Annotated in this window: 13 protein-coding genes and 1 tRNA gene; 11 read left to right on the top strand and 3 right to left on the bottom strand. The window is 33.9% G+C overall.

Annotated features, from left to right (window positions below; translation table 11 throughout):
- The first annotated feature begins 5 nt into the window (after positions 1–5).
- From LF887_RS03440 to LF887_RS03430, 3 genes are read left to right on the top strand one after another with little or no spacing between them, the layout of a single operon-like run.
- Positions 6–2,207: a prolyl oligopeptidase family serine peptidase gene (locus LF887_RS03440; protein ID WP_236857423.1), complete on the top strand. Its 2,202-nt coding sequence runs from the start codon at positions 6–8 to the stop codon at positions 2,205–2,207.
- The gene (locus LF887_RS03435) at positions 2,208–4,436 is read left to right on the top strand and encodes a lantibiotic dehydratase family protein (protein WP_236857422.1); all 2,229 of its coding nucleotides are present in this window, start codon (positions 2,208–2,210) and stop codon (positions 4,434–4,436) included.
- Positions 4,429–5,283, top strand: coding sequence for a thiopeptide-type bacteriocin biosynthesis protein (locus LF887_RS03430; RefSeq protein WP_236857421.1), 855 nt, complete (start codon positions 4,429–4,431; stop codon positions 5,281–5,283). The genes LF887_RS03435 and LF887_RS03430 overlap by 8 nt, the downstream gene beginning before the upstream one ends.
- Before the next feature lie 368 nt (positions 5,284–5,651).
- Here LF887_RS03430 and LF887_RS03425 read toward each other — a convergent pair.
- A tRNA-Ile gene (locus LF887_RS03425) sits at positions 5,652–5,725 on the bottom strand.
- Positions 5,726–5,787: 62 nt separating this feature from the next.
- Positions 5,788–6,186, bottom strand: coding sequence for a methylmalonyl-CoA epimerase (gene mce, locus LF887_RS03420; RefSeq protein ID WP_236857420.1), 399 nt, complete (start codon positions 6,184–6,186; stop codon positions 5,788–5,790).
- A 93-nt stretch (positions 6,187–6,279) separates the two neighbouring features.
- Here mce and rbfA point away from each other — a divergent pair, with 93 nt between their 5' ends.
- The 8 genes from rbfA (at position 6,280) to LF887_RS03380 (ending at position 16,309) form a co-directional block, all read left to right on the top strand.
- A complete protein-coding gene (gene rbfA / locus LF887_RS03415) occupies positions 6,280–6,639 on the top strand; it encodes a 30S ribosome-binding factor RbfA (RefSeq protein ID WP_236857419.1) in 360 nt (119 codons plus the stop codon).
- 3 nt (positions 6,640–6,642) lie between these two features.
- Complete coding sequence (locus LF887_RS03410) at positions 6,643–7,848, top strand: ABC transporter permease (protein WP_236857418.1); 1,206 nt, start codon at positions 6,643–6,645, stop codon at positions 7,846–7,848.
- A 79-nt stretch (positions 7,849–7,927) separates the two neighbouring features.
- Positions 7,928–9,709 carry an endonuclease gene (locus LF887_RS03405; RefSeq protein ID WP_236857417.1) on the top strand — a complete coding sequence of 594 codons (1,782 nt, stop codon included), beginning with the start codon at positions 7,928–7,930 and terminating at the stop codon, positions 9,707–9,709.
- A 63-nt stretch (positions 9,710–9,772) separates the two neighbouring features.
- On the top strand, positions 9,773–10,510 hold the full coding sequence (locus LF887_RS03400) for a shikimate dehydrogenase family protein (RefSeq protein WP_236857416.1): 738 nt from the start codon (positions 9,773–9,775) through the stop codon (positions 10,508–10,510).
- Between the two features lie 74 nt (positions 10,511–10,584).
- The gene (locus LF887_RS03395) at positions 10,585–12,387 is read left to right on the top strand and encodes a DUF349 domain-containing protein (RefSeq protein ID WP_236857415.1); all 1,803 of its coding nucleotides are present in this window, start codon (positions 10,585–10,587) and stop codon (positions 12,385–12,387) included.
- 63 nt (positions 12,388–12,450) lie between these two features.
- Positions 12,451–13,479 carry a bifunctional diaminohydroxyphosphoribosylaminopyrimidine deaminase/5-amino-6-(5-phosphoribosylamino)uracil reductase RibD gene (gene ribD, locus LF887_RS03390; RefSeq protein ID WP_236857414.1) on the top strand — a complete coding sequence of 343 codons (1,029 nt, stop codon included), beginning with the start codon at positions 12,451–12,453 and terminating at the stop codon, positions 13,477–13,479.
- Positions 13,480–13,540: 61 nt separating this feature from the next.
- On the top strand, positions 13,541–15,601 hold the full coding sequence (locus LF887_RS03385) for a YCF48-related protein (protein WP_236857413.1): 2,061 nt from the start codon (positions 13,541–13,543) through the stop codon (positions 15,599–15,601).
- Positions 15,602–15,703: 102 nt separating this feature from the next.
- A complete protein-coding gene (locus LF887_RS03380; protein ID WP_236857412.1) occupies positions 15,704–16,309 on the top strand; it encodes an IMPACT family protein in 606 nt (201 codons plus the stop codon).
- Here LF887_RS03380 and LF887_RS03375 read toward each other — a convergent pair.
- Positions 16,306–17,016: a zinc metallopeptidase gene (locus tag LF887_RS03375; RefSeq protein ID WP_236857411.1), complete on the bottom strand. Its 711-nt coding sequence runs from the start codon at positions 17,014–17,016 to the stop codon at positions 16,306–16,308. The genes LF887_RS03380 and LF887_RS03375 overlap by 4 nt on opposite strands.
- Between the last annotated feature and the right edge of the window lie 92 nt (positions 17,017–17,108).

Genomic DNA, 17,108 nt, shown 5'->3' with positions numbered 1-17,108 from the left:
TTCGCATGCAGTATAAAATATTTCTCATTTCTATTCTTTTAACAACATCCTTAAAAGCTCAATTTAATAATCATGCTCCATCCATTCCAGCTACAGATAGCTATTTTGGATTAAAAATAATTGATGAATACAGGAATTTAGAAAATTTAAAAGATCCTGCAGTAACCAATTGGATGAAGTCTCAATCAGATTTTACAACTTCTGTACTCAGCTCTATACCTAATAGGGATTACTATTCAAATAAAAGGTTAGAATTTGATAAAAGAGAAGGATATTCTATATCCGATTTAAAAGTAACAAGAAATGATAAATATTTTTACTTAAAAAGAAATGTTGGAGAAAAGACTGCGAAAGTTTATTACAGAAATGGTTTTAATGGAAAAGAAAACTTGCTCTATGATCCATCAGAGTTCATTTCCTCAAAGAAAACTACAGCCAACGCCAAAGCAGCAAACTTTATTATCAATCTTATAAGTCCCAGTTGGGATGCAAGCAAAGTGGCAATTTCATTAACACAGGGAGGTAAAGAACTGTCTGAGGTCATTGTAATGGATGTGGATAAAAAAAATATTTATCATCAAACCATTATAAATACAAATCCTTCCACCGTTGGAGGGATTAAATGGTTGGATGACAATAACGGCTTTTTTTATACCTACTATCCCGTGGTCGATTTGCAGTCAAAAGACTTCAGAAAAAACACACAGGCTATATTGTATAAAATAGGCGAAAACCCAAAAGAGCTTAATGATGTTTTTTCAAATACTCATAATCCTGATCTAAAAATCAGCAGTACCGAATATCCTGCTATATTGTCTTTCAATCCGGAAGATCAGTATTACATAGGGATATTGGTAGATGCAGAAAATTTTAGAAAAACATTTTTTATTGAAAAAAAGGATTTATTAGAGGGTAAAAAAGACTGGAAGCCATTGTATGATAAAGACAGTAAGGCATTTTCAATAAGATTATCAGGAAATGATATTTACTTTTTATCAGGATATAATTCATCCAATTATAAATTATGCAAAACCAGTATTACAGCAAGAGATTTTAAAAACCCCGAGGTCCTAATTCCTGAAAAAAAAGATGAAGTAATAAAGCAATACAACATTACAAAAGATGGCATTTATTATGTTACTACCAAAAATGGAGTTGAAGCCAAATTATACTTGTATCAGGATGGAAAAGACATCTCCATCAAATTACCATACGTTGCCGGCAGTGTAGATCTGCAGTCAAAGGGAGAGAGTTTTTCAGATATATGGATTAACTGTTCAGGATGGGCCAATGATGAGCAACGTTTTAAATATAATTTATCAACCAATACTTTTACCCAAGAAAATCTTGTTCCTCTTATAGATTTTCCGGAATTCAAAAATATTATTGTTGAAGAGCTTTCCATAAAATCTTATGATGGAACAGAAGTTCCACTGTCTATAATCTATAATAAAAATAGTAAGAGAAATGGTAAAAATCCCACTCTTATAGACTGCTATGGAGCTTTTGGTGAATCTTCGGTACCTTTTTTTGCAAAAAGTTATCTGTTGTGGGTGAATCAGGGAGGTATAGTTGCCATTCCACATGTAAGAGGAGGAGGAGAAAAAGGAGCACAATGGCATGTTGACGGACAGAAAAATAAAAAGCCTAATACCTGGAAAGATTTAATTGCTTGTACTGAATATCTGATCAGTCAAAAATTTACATCATCTGAAAAAATTGCGATTTGGGGGGCCAGTGCGGGAGGAATAGCCATCGGTAGGGCCATGACTGAGAGACCCGAATTATTTAAGGCAGCAATAATAGAATCAGGAGTGTTGAATACTATCAGATTCGAGAATAATGGTATTCAGGCAACCAGTATTAAGGAATATGGTAATCCAAATGATTCGATAGAATTCAAGGGATTGCTAGAAATGGATTCTTATGAACATATTAAAAAAGGGAAAAAATATCCTGCTACTTTACTCTCTGCAGGAATTAATGATCCTAGAATAGCACCTTGGCAATCAACCAAATTTGCAGCTAAATTATTAGCAAATAGCGATTCAAAAAAAACTATTCTATTAAATATTGATTATGAAGGAGGTCATGGCGGAAGTATTCCGGTAGCCCAAAGATATTCCAATCTGTCTGATATCTTTGCATTTGCTCTCTGGCAATTGGGACACCCGGATTATCAGCCCCTAAAAGCAACAAAAAAATAAATGTCTCATTTTCCTTATCAATTTTTTGAAGACTATGTTTTTCGTACCCCATTATTTTCGCGGAAGAAATTTCAGAAAATAACAGGTAAAGATGAAATTCCTATCGATGAACTGAAATCAATATATGCAGATCCTGTTTTTCAGGAGGCTATTTATCTTGCATCTCCTTACCTTCATAGAAAACTAAATGAGTGGATCAGGTCAGATCAGGATCTTCCCAATAAAGAAAACCAAAAGCTTAAAAATAGTTTTTTAAAGTATTATAGTCGGATGAGTACCCGCTCCATTCCATTTGGCTTATTTACCGAGGTCGGTCTCGGAAAGTTTAGCTCATCCATAAATCTCTTTACTAGAAAAGACCATCTCTCAAGCAATCATCTTTTTCGAGAAACTAAACTGGACATGCATTTCCTGGTTGGTCTGTCAAATCATCTTGTAAAAATACCAGAGATAAAAAGTCGTTTACTATTCTATCCTAACAATAGTATTTACAAAATAAGGAATAGAATCCGGTATTTTGAATATGAATATACTCATGGAAAAAGAGATTATATTATCTCATCAGTCCTCCATTCTGATGAACTACAGGATGTATTAGAATCTACACGTAAGGGCAAAACAATAGAACAGCTTTCAGGTATCCTGATCAGTGAAGAAATCACAAAAGAAGAAGCTACTGAATTCATCAACGAACTCATTGACAATCAGGTATTAGTAAGTGAGCTCGAACCTACAGTCTCCGGAAAAGATTTCTTAGATGTTATCATCGATTCACTCAATAGATTAGGAATAAAAAAAGAAGCAGATATTTTAACTTCTATAAAGATTAAACTGGATGAAATAGACACCAAAATTGGAAATCCTGTTTCGGTATATTCTGATATCGAGAACTTAATCAAATTATTCAATGCAGAATATGATCCAAAATATCTGTTTCAGACTGATCTGTATTTCAAAGAGAAGTTCATTCTACCTTCTTACTGGAAAAAAGAATTAAAAGAGGCAATTTCTTTTTTAAATAAAATCACCTTTCCTCCCAAGGATATTCACTTAAATAGTTTTAAACAAGCATTCTATGATAGGTTCGAAAAACAGGAAATGCCATTAGCTTATGTTTTGGATACTGAGATTGGGATTGGTTACAGACAAGATATTGCAACAAAAGGACTACATCCCTATATTGAAAACCTTGAATATTCTGATGGTCAGGAAAAATCAAATGTACGAATTGAAGTAGATCCTTTTCAGCAAATTCTGAATGAAAAAGTTCAGGAAGCCTTACTAAACCATCAATACAAAATTGAAGTATCTGATAAAGATTTTGAGAATTTTCGGGAAGATTGGGATGATCTTCCAGATACCATTTCTTTTGTAACAGAGATTATTTCTGATAGAAACCTGGAAAAACTTTCTCTGAGTGGAGGGGGTGGAAACAGCGCGGCTAATGTTTTAGCAAGATTTTGTTCAGAGAAATCAGAGGTACGAAATTTAACCAAGATAATAGCAAAAAAAGAACAGGAGTTGAATACAGATTATATTTCAGCAGAAATTATCCATCTTCCGGAAGCTAGAATAGGAAATGTAATAAGAAGACCTATATTGCGATCCTATGAAATTCCTTTTTTAGCTCAGTCAGTTTTACCGGAAGAAAATCAAATTTCTATTGATGATTTATATATTTCTTTGAAAAACAATAAAATTGTTTTACGTTCTAAAAAGCTAAACAAAGAAGTCAAACCTTATTTAACAAATTCACATAATTATTCCGCCAATCCCCTACCTATTTATCACTTCTTATGTGATCTTCATCGACAGAACATAAGACCGGCAATTAATTTTAATTGGGGAGATCTCAAAACAATTTATCAATTTTTACCAAGAGTTGAGTATAAAAATATAATTCTTTCAAAAGCCTGGTGGAAAATTACAGAAAAAGAGTTTACTCAATTTTCAGTATTTAAAAATGATGAAATGGATAATAAAGAGCAATTATTATCAGAAATAAGAACATGGAGAAATAAAAGGCTGATTCCACAATGGATACAATGGGTACAGTCTGATAATAAACTTACTATTAATCTTGAAAATTATGATTTAGTGAAAGTTTTTATTGATACTGTTAAAAAATCAAAATCTATTATTATTGAGGAGTTTCTGTACAACGAAAATAATGATTTCATGCACCAGTTTATTTTTTCAATTTACAATAAAAAAAAGAATAATGGCTGAACAAAAATCTACTATTGCAGATGAATGGCTGTATTTCAAAATTTATACAGGAATAAAAACAGCAGATACTATTTTAGAGGAATCCATTGAGCCATTAGTTAAATATTTGCAGGAAAATAATCATATTTTAAAATGGTTTTTTATTCGTTATAATGATCCGAAGTCACATTTGAGAATACGATTTAAATTAAATAGGACAAATAAAACAGAACACTACGTTAAAGCCCTTGATGAAATTAATCAAACCTTACAACAGTATATAGAAAGTGGTGAAATTTCAACTATTCTAATCGATAGATATAAGCAAGAAGTTGAAAGATATGGATCTAATACAATGGAAGATGCAGAAACATTATTTCATAAAAATAGTGAATTTACGCTTCAATGTCTGCACTACAATAATGTTGAAAAAATAACGGTCAATCTTTTTTATATTGATGAGCTCTTGAATAAGATCAATACATCCATTGAGAAAAAGCTTGAATGGATCATAAATTTAAATAATGCTTTCAAAAAAGAATTCAATGTAGATAAAAGACTTAACAGCCAACTGGATAAAAAATACAGGGAGTTTAAACCACAATATTTAAATTTTATACGATCAGAAGAGTTCTTGGAAGAAAGAAATCTTATTATTGCCAATATAGAAGCAAGCAACACTGCATTTCAAAATATTATCCATCATCATGAAAATCAATCTTTAGAAATACCTTTACAAAGCTTCTTCCAAAGCATATTCCATATGAATATCAATAGACTTTTTATATCTGATCAACGCTTATTTGAAATGGTAATTTATGATTATTTACGAAGGTATTATAAAACCGAAGCCTTCAAAAGTTCCTAAAAGATACAACCATAGCCGGTTGAAAGCTCGAAAGGCACTTATAATTAATCCTATTTAATTACAAAAATTCTTATCTCCAAAAGAGCCAAAGGGAGAAAAGGAAGTATTGTTGCAATTATAACCGGGACTCAGAGTGATTTTGTCATTGCCCATTTTTTTTAAATCAGCAGAAGGCTTCGTATGATGGTAAATGAGATTATTATGGATATGGCAGGTTCATGAAGTATATTGCCAAAACATGCTTTCCTTGTGCTGCTCAGGTGATCGATCCCTTTCATGTTAAAAACTTTACTCTTAAATTTGACCAGTACCTTTACCCATTACAAAACAAAAGCACCTACATTTCTGTAAGTGCTTGATTTAAAAAGTGGTCCCACCTGGGCTCGAACCAGGGACCACCTGATTATGAGTCAGGTGCTCTAACCAACTGAGCTATAGGACCTCAAAACTTGGTTAAATTTTGTGTTTGCAAAAATAGTAAAATTTCTTTCACTACAAAACTTTTTATCGCTTTTCTTCGCAAAGTTCTACCAGCACTCCATTTGTAGACTTGGGATGAAGGAATACAACTAATTTATTATCAGCGCCTTCTTTGGGTTCTTCAGAGATAAATTGAAACCCTTCTTTTTTTAATCTTTTTACTTCTTCCACTATATTTTCAACCCCAAATGCCAAATGATGGATTCCTTCACCCTTTTTATCTATAAATTTTGAGATCGGACTTTCTGGGTTACTGGCTTCCAAAAGTTCTATTTTGCTTTCTCCAGTTTCATAGAAAGAAGTAACTACTCCTTCTCTTTCCACAGTTTCTTTTTTGTAAGATTCTTTTCCCAATAATTTAGAAAAAAGTTCGTCTGAGAACCCTAAAGACTTTACGGCAATACCAATATGTTCTAGTTTCATAAGTAGTAATAAATATAATTAAATCTTAAATTTGATACTGTAGTTGAATTTCAAAGTACCAATTCAAACAAAAGTACTAAATTTGCATAAATTATGGAAAGTAACAGACAAAGAAAAGTAGCACAGATCATTCAGGAAGACTTCGCAGAACTTTTCCGCAAACAGGCTGCAGACAGCAAACAAAGTGTATTGGTATCCGTTTCAGATGTAAAAGTAACGGCTGACTTAGGGATTGCTAAAATTTATTTAAGCATTTTTCCTCAGGAATTCCGTTCCGCTGTAATGAAGGAAATCGAAGAAAATAAACCTCAGTACAGAAACTTCCTTGGCCAGAAAATGGCAAAACAGGTACGTATTATTCCACAACTTAACTTTTACCTGGACACCGCTCTTGATGATGTTGAAAAACTGGAAAGAGAATTAAGAGGCGAAGGCGACAATCCTGTTTTATAGATCTTGAAGAATATTGCATTTTACATAGCATCCAGGTATCTTCTGGCTAAAAAAGGCAGTACTGCAGTTACGTTCATTACGTGGCTTGCGGTAGGTGCCATGACGGTTGCTGTGGCTGCAATGTTCGTTATTATTTCAGTATTTTCAGGGCTTGAAGACCTGAATAAAGACCTTATTTCTAACCTTCATGCTGATCTGACTTTAAATAGTGCTTCCGGGAAAACCATTAAAAATCTGGATGCAGTAAATAAAGTTCTGACCGGCAATAAAGAGATCAGCAGCTTTTCAAGGGTAATTGAAGAGAAGGTCTATATCAATTTCAATGGAAAAGGAGATATTGCCTACCTGAGAGGTGTTGATTCAGCTTATATCAAAGTCAACCCAATCAATAAGGATGTATTCTACGGCACCTACCCTAGTTTCAGATATTCTAATGAGGTATTGATGGAAAACAGCCTGAACAACAGACTTTCCATTCCTATAGATTCTTCCAATCATTACGCAACGATCTTTATGCCTAAACCAGGTACCGGGATTATCAATAAGGATGAAGATATTTATAACAAAAGAGACATTCTCGTAACAGGAGTTTTCCCCGGAAAAGACCAACTTGACAATTATATTATCTCTCCTATTGAACTTACCGAGGAATTACTGAGTTTACCTAAAAAATCAGCTTATCAGATTGTTATTAAATTAAAAAATCCTGAAAATGCAGATTCAGTAAAGCAAAACTTACAGTCGTCTTTAGGGAAAAGTATTGAAATAAAAACCAAAGAAGAAGAAAATGCTGCTTTCTGGAAAATGATTAATACAGAAAAGCTATTTATTTATCTGATTTTTGCATTGGTAATTTTTATTACAACCTTTAATCTTGCCGGGGCTATTATTATCCTCCAGCTTGATAAAAAAGAACAGGCAAAATCCCTTATTTCACTAGGCTTCCCTTTGATCCATTTGAGAATGACCTATTTCTACACCGGAATTCTTATTGTGGTTTCCGGAGTAATTACCGGATTAATCTTTGGTACAGCACTATGCTATTTCCAACTTTATACAGAGTTCTTCAGAGCAAATGAAACACTTCCATTCCCTGTAAAAATTGTCGGGAAAAATTACTTCATCGTAGCTTTTACTGCAGGCTTATTTGGAATTACTATCTCATGGTTTTTTTCAAAAATAAGCAAAGAATATATTACTAAAAACTAATATATTAAGATCCTATATTACATTAAATTAATACACTTCAGTTTCATTTTTTTGTACCTTTACGCCCCAATTTAAAACAATGAAACGAATTTTATCTTTTTTCCTGCTAAACGTGGCATTAATAAACGCTTTAGCACAGGCTCCTGCCAATTATTATAACGGGACAGCTGGTTTAACTGGTCCTGCACTAAAAACCAAATTAAGCCAAATAATTTATCTTGCTCCTAACGTCTATATTGGCTATTCAGCCTTATGGACTGCCTATTATACAACAGATAGAGACACTTATTACGAAGGAGACAACACCGTCCTTGATATTTATACTGAAGTTCCTAATGGTCCCGACTTTTATACTTTTAACATGGGAACCAATCAATGTGGACAAAATGGTCCTGAAGGAACCTGCTATAACAGAGAACATATTGTTCCTCAAAGTTTGTTTGGTTCACAGAATCCTATGTATTCTGACGTTCATTTCATCAGACCTACAGATAGTAAAGTAAATGGTATGAGAGGAGCTTTTCCTTTCGGAAAAGTAGGGTCAGCAACCTATACTTCATCTAATGGTTCTAAACTAGGAGCAAGTGCATCTCCGGGTTACACCTCTACAGTATTTGAACCTATTGACGAATTTAAAGGGGATATCGCCAGAATGATTTTTTACTTTGTAACAAGATATGAGGATAAACTTTCAACATTTCAATCAGGTGGTATGCTTGGAAACACAACATTTCCAGGATTACAGATATGGGAAAAAGACCAATTATTAGCTTGGCATTTACAAGACCCTGTATCACCTACTGAAATTGCCAGAAATAACGCCAGCTATACTGTACAGGGAAACAGAAATCCATTTATTGACCACCCGGAATATGTTACTCAAATCTGGGGAACACCAGTTGTAGATACAGAAGTACCTACAATTCCTACTAATTTAATTGCCAATAATCCTACATCAAATTCTATTGCATTGAGCTGGACTGCTTCAACAGACAATACCGGAGTAGCAGGTTATGATATTTATGCAAATGGTACATTAAGAGCTACTGTTACAGGAACTTCTACTATTGTAACCGGATTATCACCACTTACACAATATACATTCTATGTAATTGCTAAAGATGCTTACGGAAACTATTCTCCACAAAGTACAACAGCTACAGAAACAACACTTGACGGACCTGCTGGAAGCGGAAGTTGTGGAACGGAAGACTTTAGCACAATGCTGGATGGTTCAGGCCAAAATACTTCATACTCTACCAGAACATGGACCAACAATAATATAACATGGACTGCTACATTAGCCAGAACTGACCAAACAATCAACGGTAAGGCAGTTTGTACTCAAAAAGGCACCTTAACAAGCTCTGTGATTTCCGGAGGTGTTCAGACTTTAACATTAACGACTCAACTTAAGTTTGGTGGAAACAACGCAAACTTAAATGTCTTAGTAAACGATGTCTTAGTAGGAACTATTCCTTATAGCGCTACAGTAAATACAAAAACAATCAATGTAGGAGTAAGCGGTGATGCAGTCATTAAAATTGTAAATCCGAACAATGACAGAGTAGCTATGGATGATCTTACCTGGACATGTGCTACATTAGCCACTTCTGAAGCCAAAAAAGACAAATCAAGTTTTACAGTATACCCTAACCCGGTAAGAAACAACGAACTTTTTGTAAAAGGAGAAAATCTTAACAAAATTTCGAAAGCTGATATCTATGATCTTTCAGGAAAATTAATTGAGACAATTGTAAATCCTTTCAAAAACTCAAACAAGATCAACCTTAAAGGGATGGTAAAAGGAACTTATATCCTTAAAGCAGATAATTTCTCTACTAAATTTATCGTAGATTAATTATTAAAAAATATTTCAAATCAAAGACCGGTTTTATCCGGTCTTTTTTTTATTTTTGATCATATGAATTCCAATAAAAAATTAGGGTTGATAGGACGCAATATTTCCTACTCTTTTTCTAAAAAATTCTTCGAAAATAAGTTTCAAAAGCTCATGCTGAAGAACTTCTCCTACGATATTTTTGACCTGAACGAAATCAATGAAGTGGAAAACCTATTTTCTTCTCCGGAACTGTTAGGGTTCAATGTAACCATTCCCTACAAAGAAAAAATCATTCATTATCTCGATGAATTAAGTGATGAAGCCGAAAAAATAGGAGCTGTCAACTGTGTACTGATTCAGGATGGTAAAAAAACGGGCTATAATACGGATGCTTTTGGTTTTGAAAAGACGTTGTTTCTGCACAAAAAACCTTCCCATGATAAAGCTTTAATCCTAGGAAACGGAGGTGCCGCAAAAGCAGTACAATATGTTTTAGAAAAACATAACATTCCTTCTATGATTGTATCGAGAAATTCTGAAATAAACTTTAACAACCTTGATGTAGAGACCGTTCAGGAACATAAAATAATTATCCAATGCACTCCTGTAGGGACATTTCCAAATATAAATGATTGTTTGGATTTTCCTTTTGAGGCACTGTCTCCGGAACACCTGGTTATAGATTTAATATACAACCCCAATTATACCCGATTTATCATCAATGCCTCGGAAAAAGGAGCAAAAACCGTCAATGGGTATTATATGCTTGAACAGCAAGCAGAAAAAGCTTGGGAAATTTGGAATTTTCAAAAAAAATAACATAAATTAGTACTTTAATTGGCCTTACAGCTATATACAAAGGATATTAACGCCACTCACATAAAAGATTTGCTATGATTACAGAAAACAATCTTTCTGAAAACGAAGAAAATAAAAATCCTAACGAAGTATCTCAGGAGACATCAGAAAACACAGTTTCTCATGATGCAGCCCCTCATGATGATGACACAGAACACGTGGAAGAACATGAAGAGGTAGAAATTTCTCTGGCTGATGCTTTAAAGGAAATGGAAAAAATCATCAACACTCCCAACGCTGGTGAGAATTTTAAAAGATTCAGCCAATTGAAGGAAAAAGCAAATCATTACATCCATGATGAAGTGGAAGATAAAAAGCATGAATATGCTGAAGGAGGAAATGCTCCTGAAAATTTCAGTTATGAACATCCTTTGCAAACTAAATATTCCGCTCTAGTCAACATCTTCAGAGAAAAGCATGATGATTTCCAGAAAGGTCAGGAGGAAGAACAGAAAAAAAACCTGGAACACCGCCAAAACATTATTGAAAGACTTAAAAATCTCTATACTAACTCTGAACCGGGAATTAATCTTTTCAAATCCATCCGTGAGATAAAAGAAGAATGGGCAAAAGCAGGACAGGTAGCCAAATCTGAATTTAAAATTCTTAACAACAATTATTTCCACCACCTCAATCAGTTTTATCAGATGCTGGATCTGAATAAAGAATTTTTGGAACAGGAATACAGCCACAATTTAGAGAAGAGACAACACATTATTGCTCGTGCTCAGGAACTGGAAAATGAGCCGGTAATTCAAAAAGCTTTAAATGAGCTTCAGTATCTTCACAAGCTTTGGAAAGAAGAGGCAGAACCAGTAGCAGAAGAGTTCCGTGAAAAAACATGGGAAGAATTCAAAGAAATTTCCAATAAAATCCACGAAAGGAAATCTGAACTTTCCGCTTCAATAGAAAAAGAGCAGAATACAAATCTTGAAAAGAAAAATCAGATTATCACGGAGATTAAGAAACTTTCTGAGCCATCAGAAACTCCTAACCACAACTATTGGCAAAATGCCATCAAAAGAGTGGAAGATCTTCGTTCTGAATTCTTAAAAACCGGAAGTGTACCAAGAAAATTATCAAACCAAAACTGGAATGATTTTAAAATAACACTCAGAGCTTTTAATACCACAAAAAACAATTACTATAAATCCCTGAAAGGTTCTCAGCAGGCCAACCTGGAAGAAAAATTACAACTAATCCAGACCGCACAGGACAACCAAAATAATGAAGAATGGGATATTTCCGTTCCATTATTCAAAAAGCTGCAGGAAGACTGGAAAAAAATTGGCCACGTTCCAAAGAGCATGACCAATAAAATCTGGGATGAGTTTCGTGATGCGTGTAATGCATTCTTCAATAATTACAGAGAAAAGAGCAACACCTCTACAGACAACTGGAAAGAGAATTATAAAAATAAAAAAGTCCTTCTTGATGAACTGAAAACTGTTTCCAATGAAGAAGGAAGCATCGAAAAAATTGAGCAGATCAAAACAGCATGGAACAACATTGGTAAAGTTCCTAGAGATAAAATCTCTATCAATACTGAATTCAACAAGACTTTAAGAGAGAAATTAAAAATCAATAAGATCAATGAGCTTGAACTGAAAGAAGAAGGTTTATCTGAAAACCAACTTACTGACAAAGCAAGAAAGATCAAAAATCAAATCTCTGATCTTGAAGGCGAAATTGTAAAGCTGGAAAACAACCTTGCCTTCTTTACCAAACCGTCAAGAGAAAATCCTTTATTAAAGGATACTTACAACACCATTGATGAAAAGAAAGCTCATCTGGAAACTTTAAAACAAAATCTCCACAACATTATTGCCGGAGAATAAATCTTAACAAAATAAATAAAGGCGGAGCAAAGCAATTTGTCTTCGCTTTTTCTTTTTACAGATATGAACAACGACGAATTATATATCAAAAGATGTATTGAACTGGCTCAGAAAGCATTGGGCAACACCTACCCAAACCCTCTTGTAGGAAGTGTAATCGTTCACAATGGAGAGATCATTGGGGAAGGTTATCACCACAAAGCAGGAGAAAACCATGCAGAAATCAATGCCATCAACTCTGTTACAAATAAAGAACTCATCCCGGAATCAACTATTTATGTATCGCTGGAGCCATGTGCCCATTATGGAAAAACACCTCCATGCGCTTTAAAAATTAAAGAATTGGGATTCAAAAAAGTGGTAATTGGCGCAATGGACTCTCATGACAAGGTGAATGGTAAAGGAAAAAAGATTATCCAGGATGCGGGAATTGAAGTTATTTCAGGTATTTTAGAAGATGAATGCATCAGGCTGAATAAGCGGTTTTTCACCTATCATGAAAAGAAAAGGCCTTATATTATTTTAAAATGGGCCGAGTCAGGAGACGGGTTTCTAGATAAAGATTTTAAACCTACAGCCATTTCTAACAAATTAACTAATCAATTTGTGCATCAATTGAGAGCAGATGAGCACGCAATCCTTGTAGGAACTCAAACAGCCTTAAATGACAACCCAAGCTTAACAGTTAGAAATTTAGAGGGTACCAATCCTGTCAGAATATTAATAGATTTTGACTTGAAAGTTCCTGAAAATTTCAATATTTACAATAATGAAGCACGGACATTCGTTTTAAATTCAATTAAAGAAGGACATGAAGGAAACATTCAATTCATTAAAATCGAAAAAGAAAATTTTCTACCGGCATTAATGCAGGTACTCTACAAAGAACAGATACAGTCTGTTATTATTGAAGGAGGTAGGTTTACGTTGAAGCAATTCATAGATAGCAGTCTTTGGGATGAAACTATTGTTATTAAAAATGAAAATTTAAAATTGGAAAATGGAACAAAAGCACCCAAGTTTGATTTTAATCCTTACAAAATTGAAAGTTTTAGAAATAATGACATTAAATTTTTCAGCAATTATTTTTAACATTTAGAAAGCATAACAACTTTCCCTTATTCATATATTTGTAAAAACTATTAACCCTTATATGAATAAATACTTTACACTTTTACTACTGGGATTTATATCAGTTTTAGAAGCTCAGCAATGGAAATTTTTAACGCCGGTAAAATCTTTTTCCACCATCACTAATTTGGAGATTACACCTGATCAGACATTGTACATGCTCGATCAGTCTGAAAATGGAGTTGTAGCCTCTTCAAAGGATGGTGGAAAAACCTGGAAAAAACTCTTTAGAAATGAAATTTACAGAGATATTCAAATGCTCAATAATAATGTCGGATTTGTATTAACCCAAACCGGAATTTATAAAACCACAGATGGATTTAATACTTCTGTTTACAAATCAGCAAATGCTGCTTTTTTAAGAAGTTTTTATTTTGTAAATGAATCTATAGGTTTCCTTGGAGGTAATTCAGGTGTCATATACAAAACATTAAATTCAGGAAATTCATTCTCTTTTGTTTCATTACCGGAACAAAGTAACATCAATGATATCTTTTTTATAGATGAAAATATCGGGTTTGTGTGTGCTGCCAATGGAAAGATCTATAAAACAACAAACCAGGGAGCAAACTGGACGGCGACAAATCTAAGTTCAACCAGCATCAATAAAATTCTTTTTATTAATAATACTGATGCTTTTATTGTCGGAAATAACGGTAAACTCTTTAAAACAAATGATCAAGGTGCAAACTGGTCTCCTGTAAGCATCGAAGCAACTTATAATTTAAATGATATAAAATTTTACTCCAGCCAACTTTATATTGTGGGGGGCGACAATAGAATTTATAAGTCTTCAGATTTGGGACAAAACTGGACGAATCAGAGATTAATTAATACTTATCCTTACTCCGGTCTTAATTCGATTGGTATTTTAAATGGTAATATGATCGTTGGAGGAGAATCAAATATTTATAAATCCACTGATACAACGAACTGGAGCTTTTTAGTTCCCGGAGTTTATCCTTCCGAATTAAAAAGCATTTCTTTTGCCAATGACAATCAGGGAACTGTCATAGGAAGCGGATCTACCGGATTCTACAGTGTTGTTTACCGCACAACTGACGGTGGTCACAATTGGATCAATCAAGCAGCAACATTTACATTAAATGCTTTTAAAGGTGTACAATTAAAAGAAAATGGAAAAGGTATTCTTGTTGGAAATGGAAGTTATTCTTTAACGTCAAATTTTGGTCAAACATGGAGTAGTTCCGGTTCGACCAATCCAACAATATATCCTTCTGCATTTTGGATTAAAGATAATGGAGATATTTTATTAGGTACTGCATCACCGTATGTAAGCCCTCCCAATGGAATACATTTTATATCACCAACTTCTACAGCTTCTCAATTTACTGAACTAGGAAAAATAGAAACCATTCAGTTCTATAACGATATGATTGGATATGCAGGTGGCTCGAAAAAATTGTATAAGACTACGGACGGAGGAATCACCTGGAATTCTATTTTCGAAGCAACAGGCTATTTAGATAATGTAAATGTAATTAGCGCTGCTAAAATTAGTATATCAGCAAATTATGGAAAAACATATACGACTGATAATTCTGGAGCAACATGGGTAGAAACTACAAATTCTAATCTCGCAAAATTTTATTTCATTAATGAAAATCTTGGCTATTACTATGATTCTAATTATGATCTTTACAGAACTACGGATGGAGGCGCTACCTCACAACTTGTTGTTCCTGGTATAAGTCACGATGATTTAAGCCTTGCCAATATTAATGCCTTCAAATATTTCAATAACAAAATTATAGCGGTAGGAAATTATTCGGATATCTATATAGTTGACTTTTCAAATGCATCTTTAGCAACCAATGAAAATGATATTGTAAACAACACTGACTCAAAACTATTATTATATCCTAACCCAACAACTTCGTCCATTTTTTTTAAAACAAACGTTATTTTAGATAAAGTTCAGATTTATGATACAAATGGAAAAATAGTTCTATTTACCAAAGAAAATAATAGCATCAATATATCACATTTACCACAAGGAGTTTACTTTGTGAAATTTGAATCCAATGGAAAATGGTTGACTCAAAAGATCATTAAAAAATAAAATACATTATTAAGCCATCAACTTAGATGGCTTATTTTTTTAAAATTGCTGGAATTTACAATGCAATTAATATTTTTGTAACATTCAAAGAAGGATATAGAAATGCAGTTCGAATACAAAACGATAGAAAAGCCAGTAGAAAACACTCTTTTAAAAGAAAAAGGCAGCAAATTCATAGGATTTGCGTACCCCGTAAATAATGAAAGGGAATTAAAGAATTCGCTGGAAAAAGTAAGAGAAGAACACCCAAAAGCTACCCACCACTGCTATGCCTTTAGAATAGGAATGAGTGGTGAAAATTATCGTGCAAATGATGATGGAGAGCCATCCGGAAGTGCTGGTTTACCAATTTATAATCAACTATTAGCTCATGAAATCACTAACGTTCTAGTGATTGTAGTCCGCTATTATGGAGGAACAAAACTTGGGGTTTCAGGATTGGTAAAAGCCTACAAGGAATCTGCAAAGATGACTCTGGAAGATGCCCATATTATTACAAGGGAACTGGAAACAGAAATTGAGATTCAATTCAGCTTTAATCAGCAAAATACAATCTTTACACTGCTTTCAAAATTGGATGCCAAAGTTTTAAACTTTGACGCCAATGAAAACTGTATTCTTACAGCTTCTCTGAAACTTGCACAAAAAGAAAACATCTCGGAAAAACTCTCCGAGATGCAATATGTTTCATTTGAATTTATAGATTAATCTCTTCTTCCACCCAGAAGCAAAGAGCCCCAGTAAAGAAGCTGTGCCAAAGACCCCAATGCAGCGACTACATAAGTTCTTGCAGCCCATGTCAAACTGTCTTTAACTCCAACAAATTCTTCGGCAGTTACAGTCCCTGTATCCTTTAGCCACTTCATCGCTCTGTTACTCGCATCATATTCTACCGGTAATGTTACAAATGCAAAGAGAGTTGTCATCGCAAACATTGCCACTCCAATCGCCAGAACAGTTGTATTTCCGTGAGGATTTTCAATCGTTCTTGATGCTGCCATTACTGCGATACCCGCTATAAGGACAAACTGCATCAAATTAGAACTTATATTAACAATAGGAACCAATTTTGAACGCAAATTCAACATAGAATATCCTACCGCGTGTTGTACAGCGTGTCCGCATTCGTGTGCTGCTACAGCTGCTGCTGCCGCATTTCTCTGCATATAAACCCCTTCAGACAGGTTTACTGTTTTGTCTGCCGGATTATAATGGTCCGTCAGCTGTCCGGGAACCGATATTACCTGAACATCATTAATCCCGTTATCTCTCAACATTTTCTCTGCTACCTCTTTCCCCGAAAGTCCATTTCGAAGATGCACTTTAGAGTAATATTCAAATTTTGATTTTAATCTGGATGAAACCCACCAGCTAACCAGCATCGAAATAACAATAATGATATAATAGACCGCCATTTTTATATAGATTTTGTGTTCATTTTTTATCCATAATGATGTAAAAACTGTGCCAAAGTATAGGATATTATTATTTATATTTGTTCTCTAAT

It is taken from the genome of Chryseobacterium sp. MEBOG06, assembly GCF_021869765.1.
Lineage (GTDB): Bacteria > Bacteroidota > Bacteroidia > Flavobacteriales > Weeksellaceae > Chryseobacterium.
This window is presented reverse-complemented; position numbering and strand designations above follow the sequence as displayed.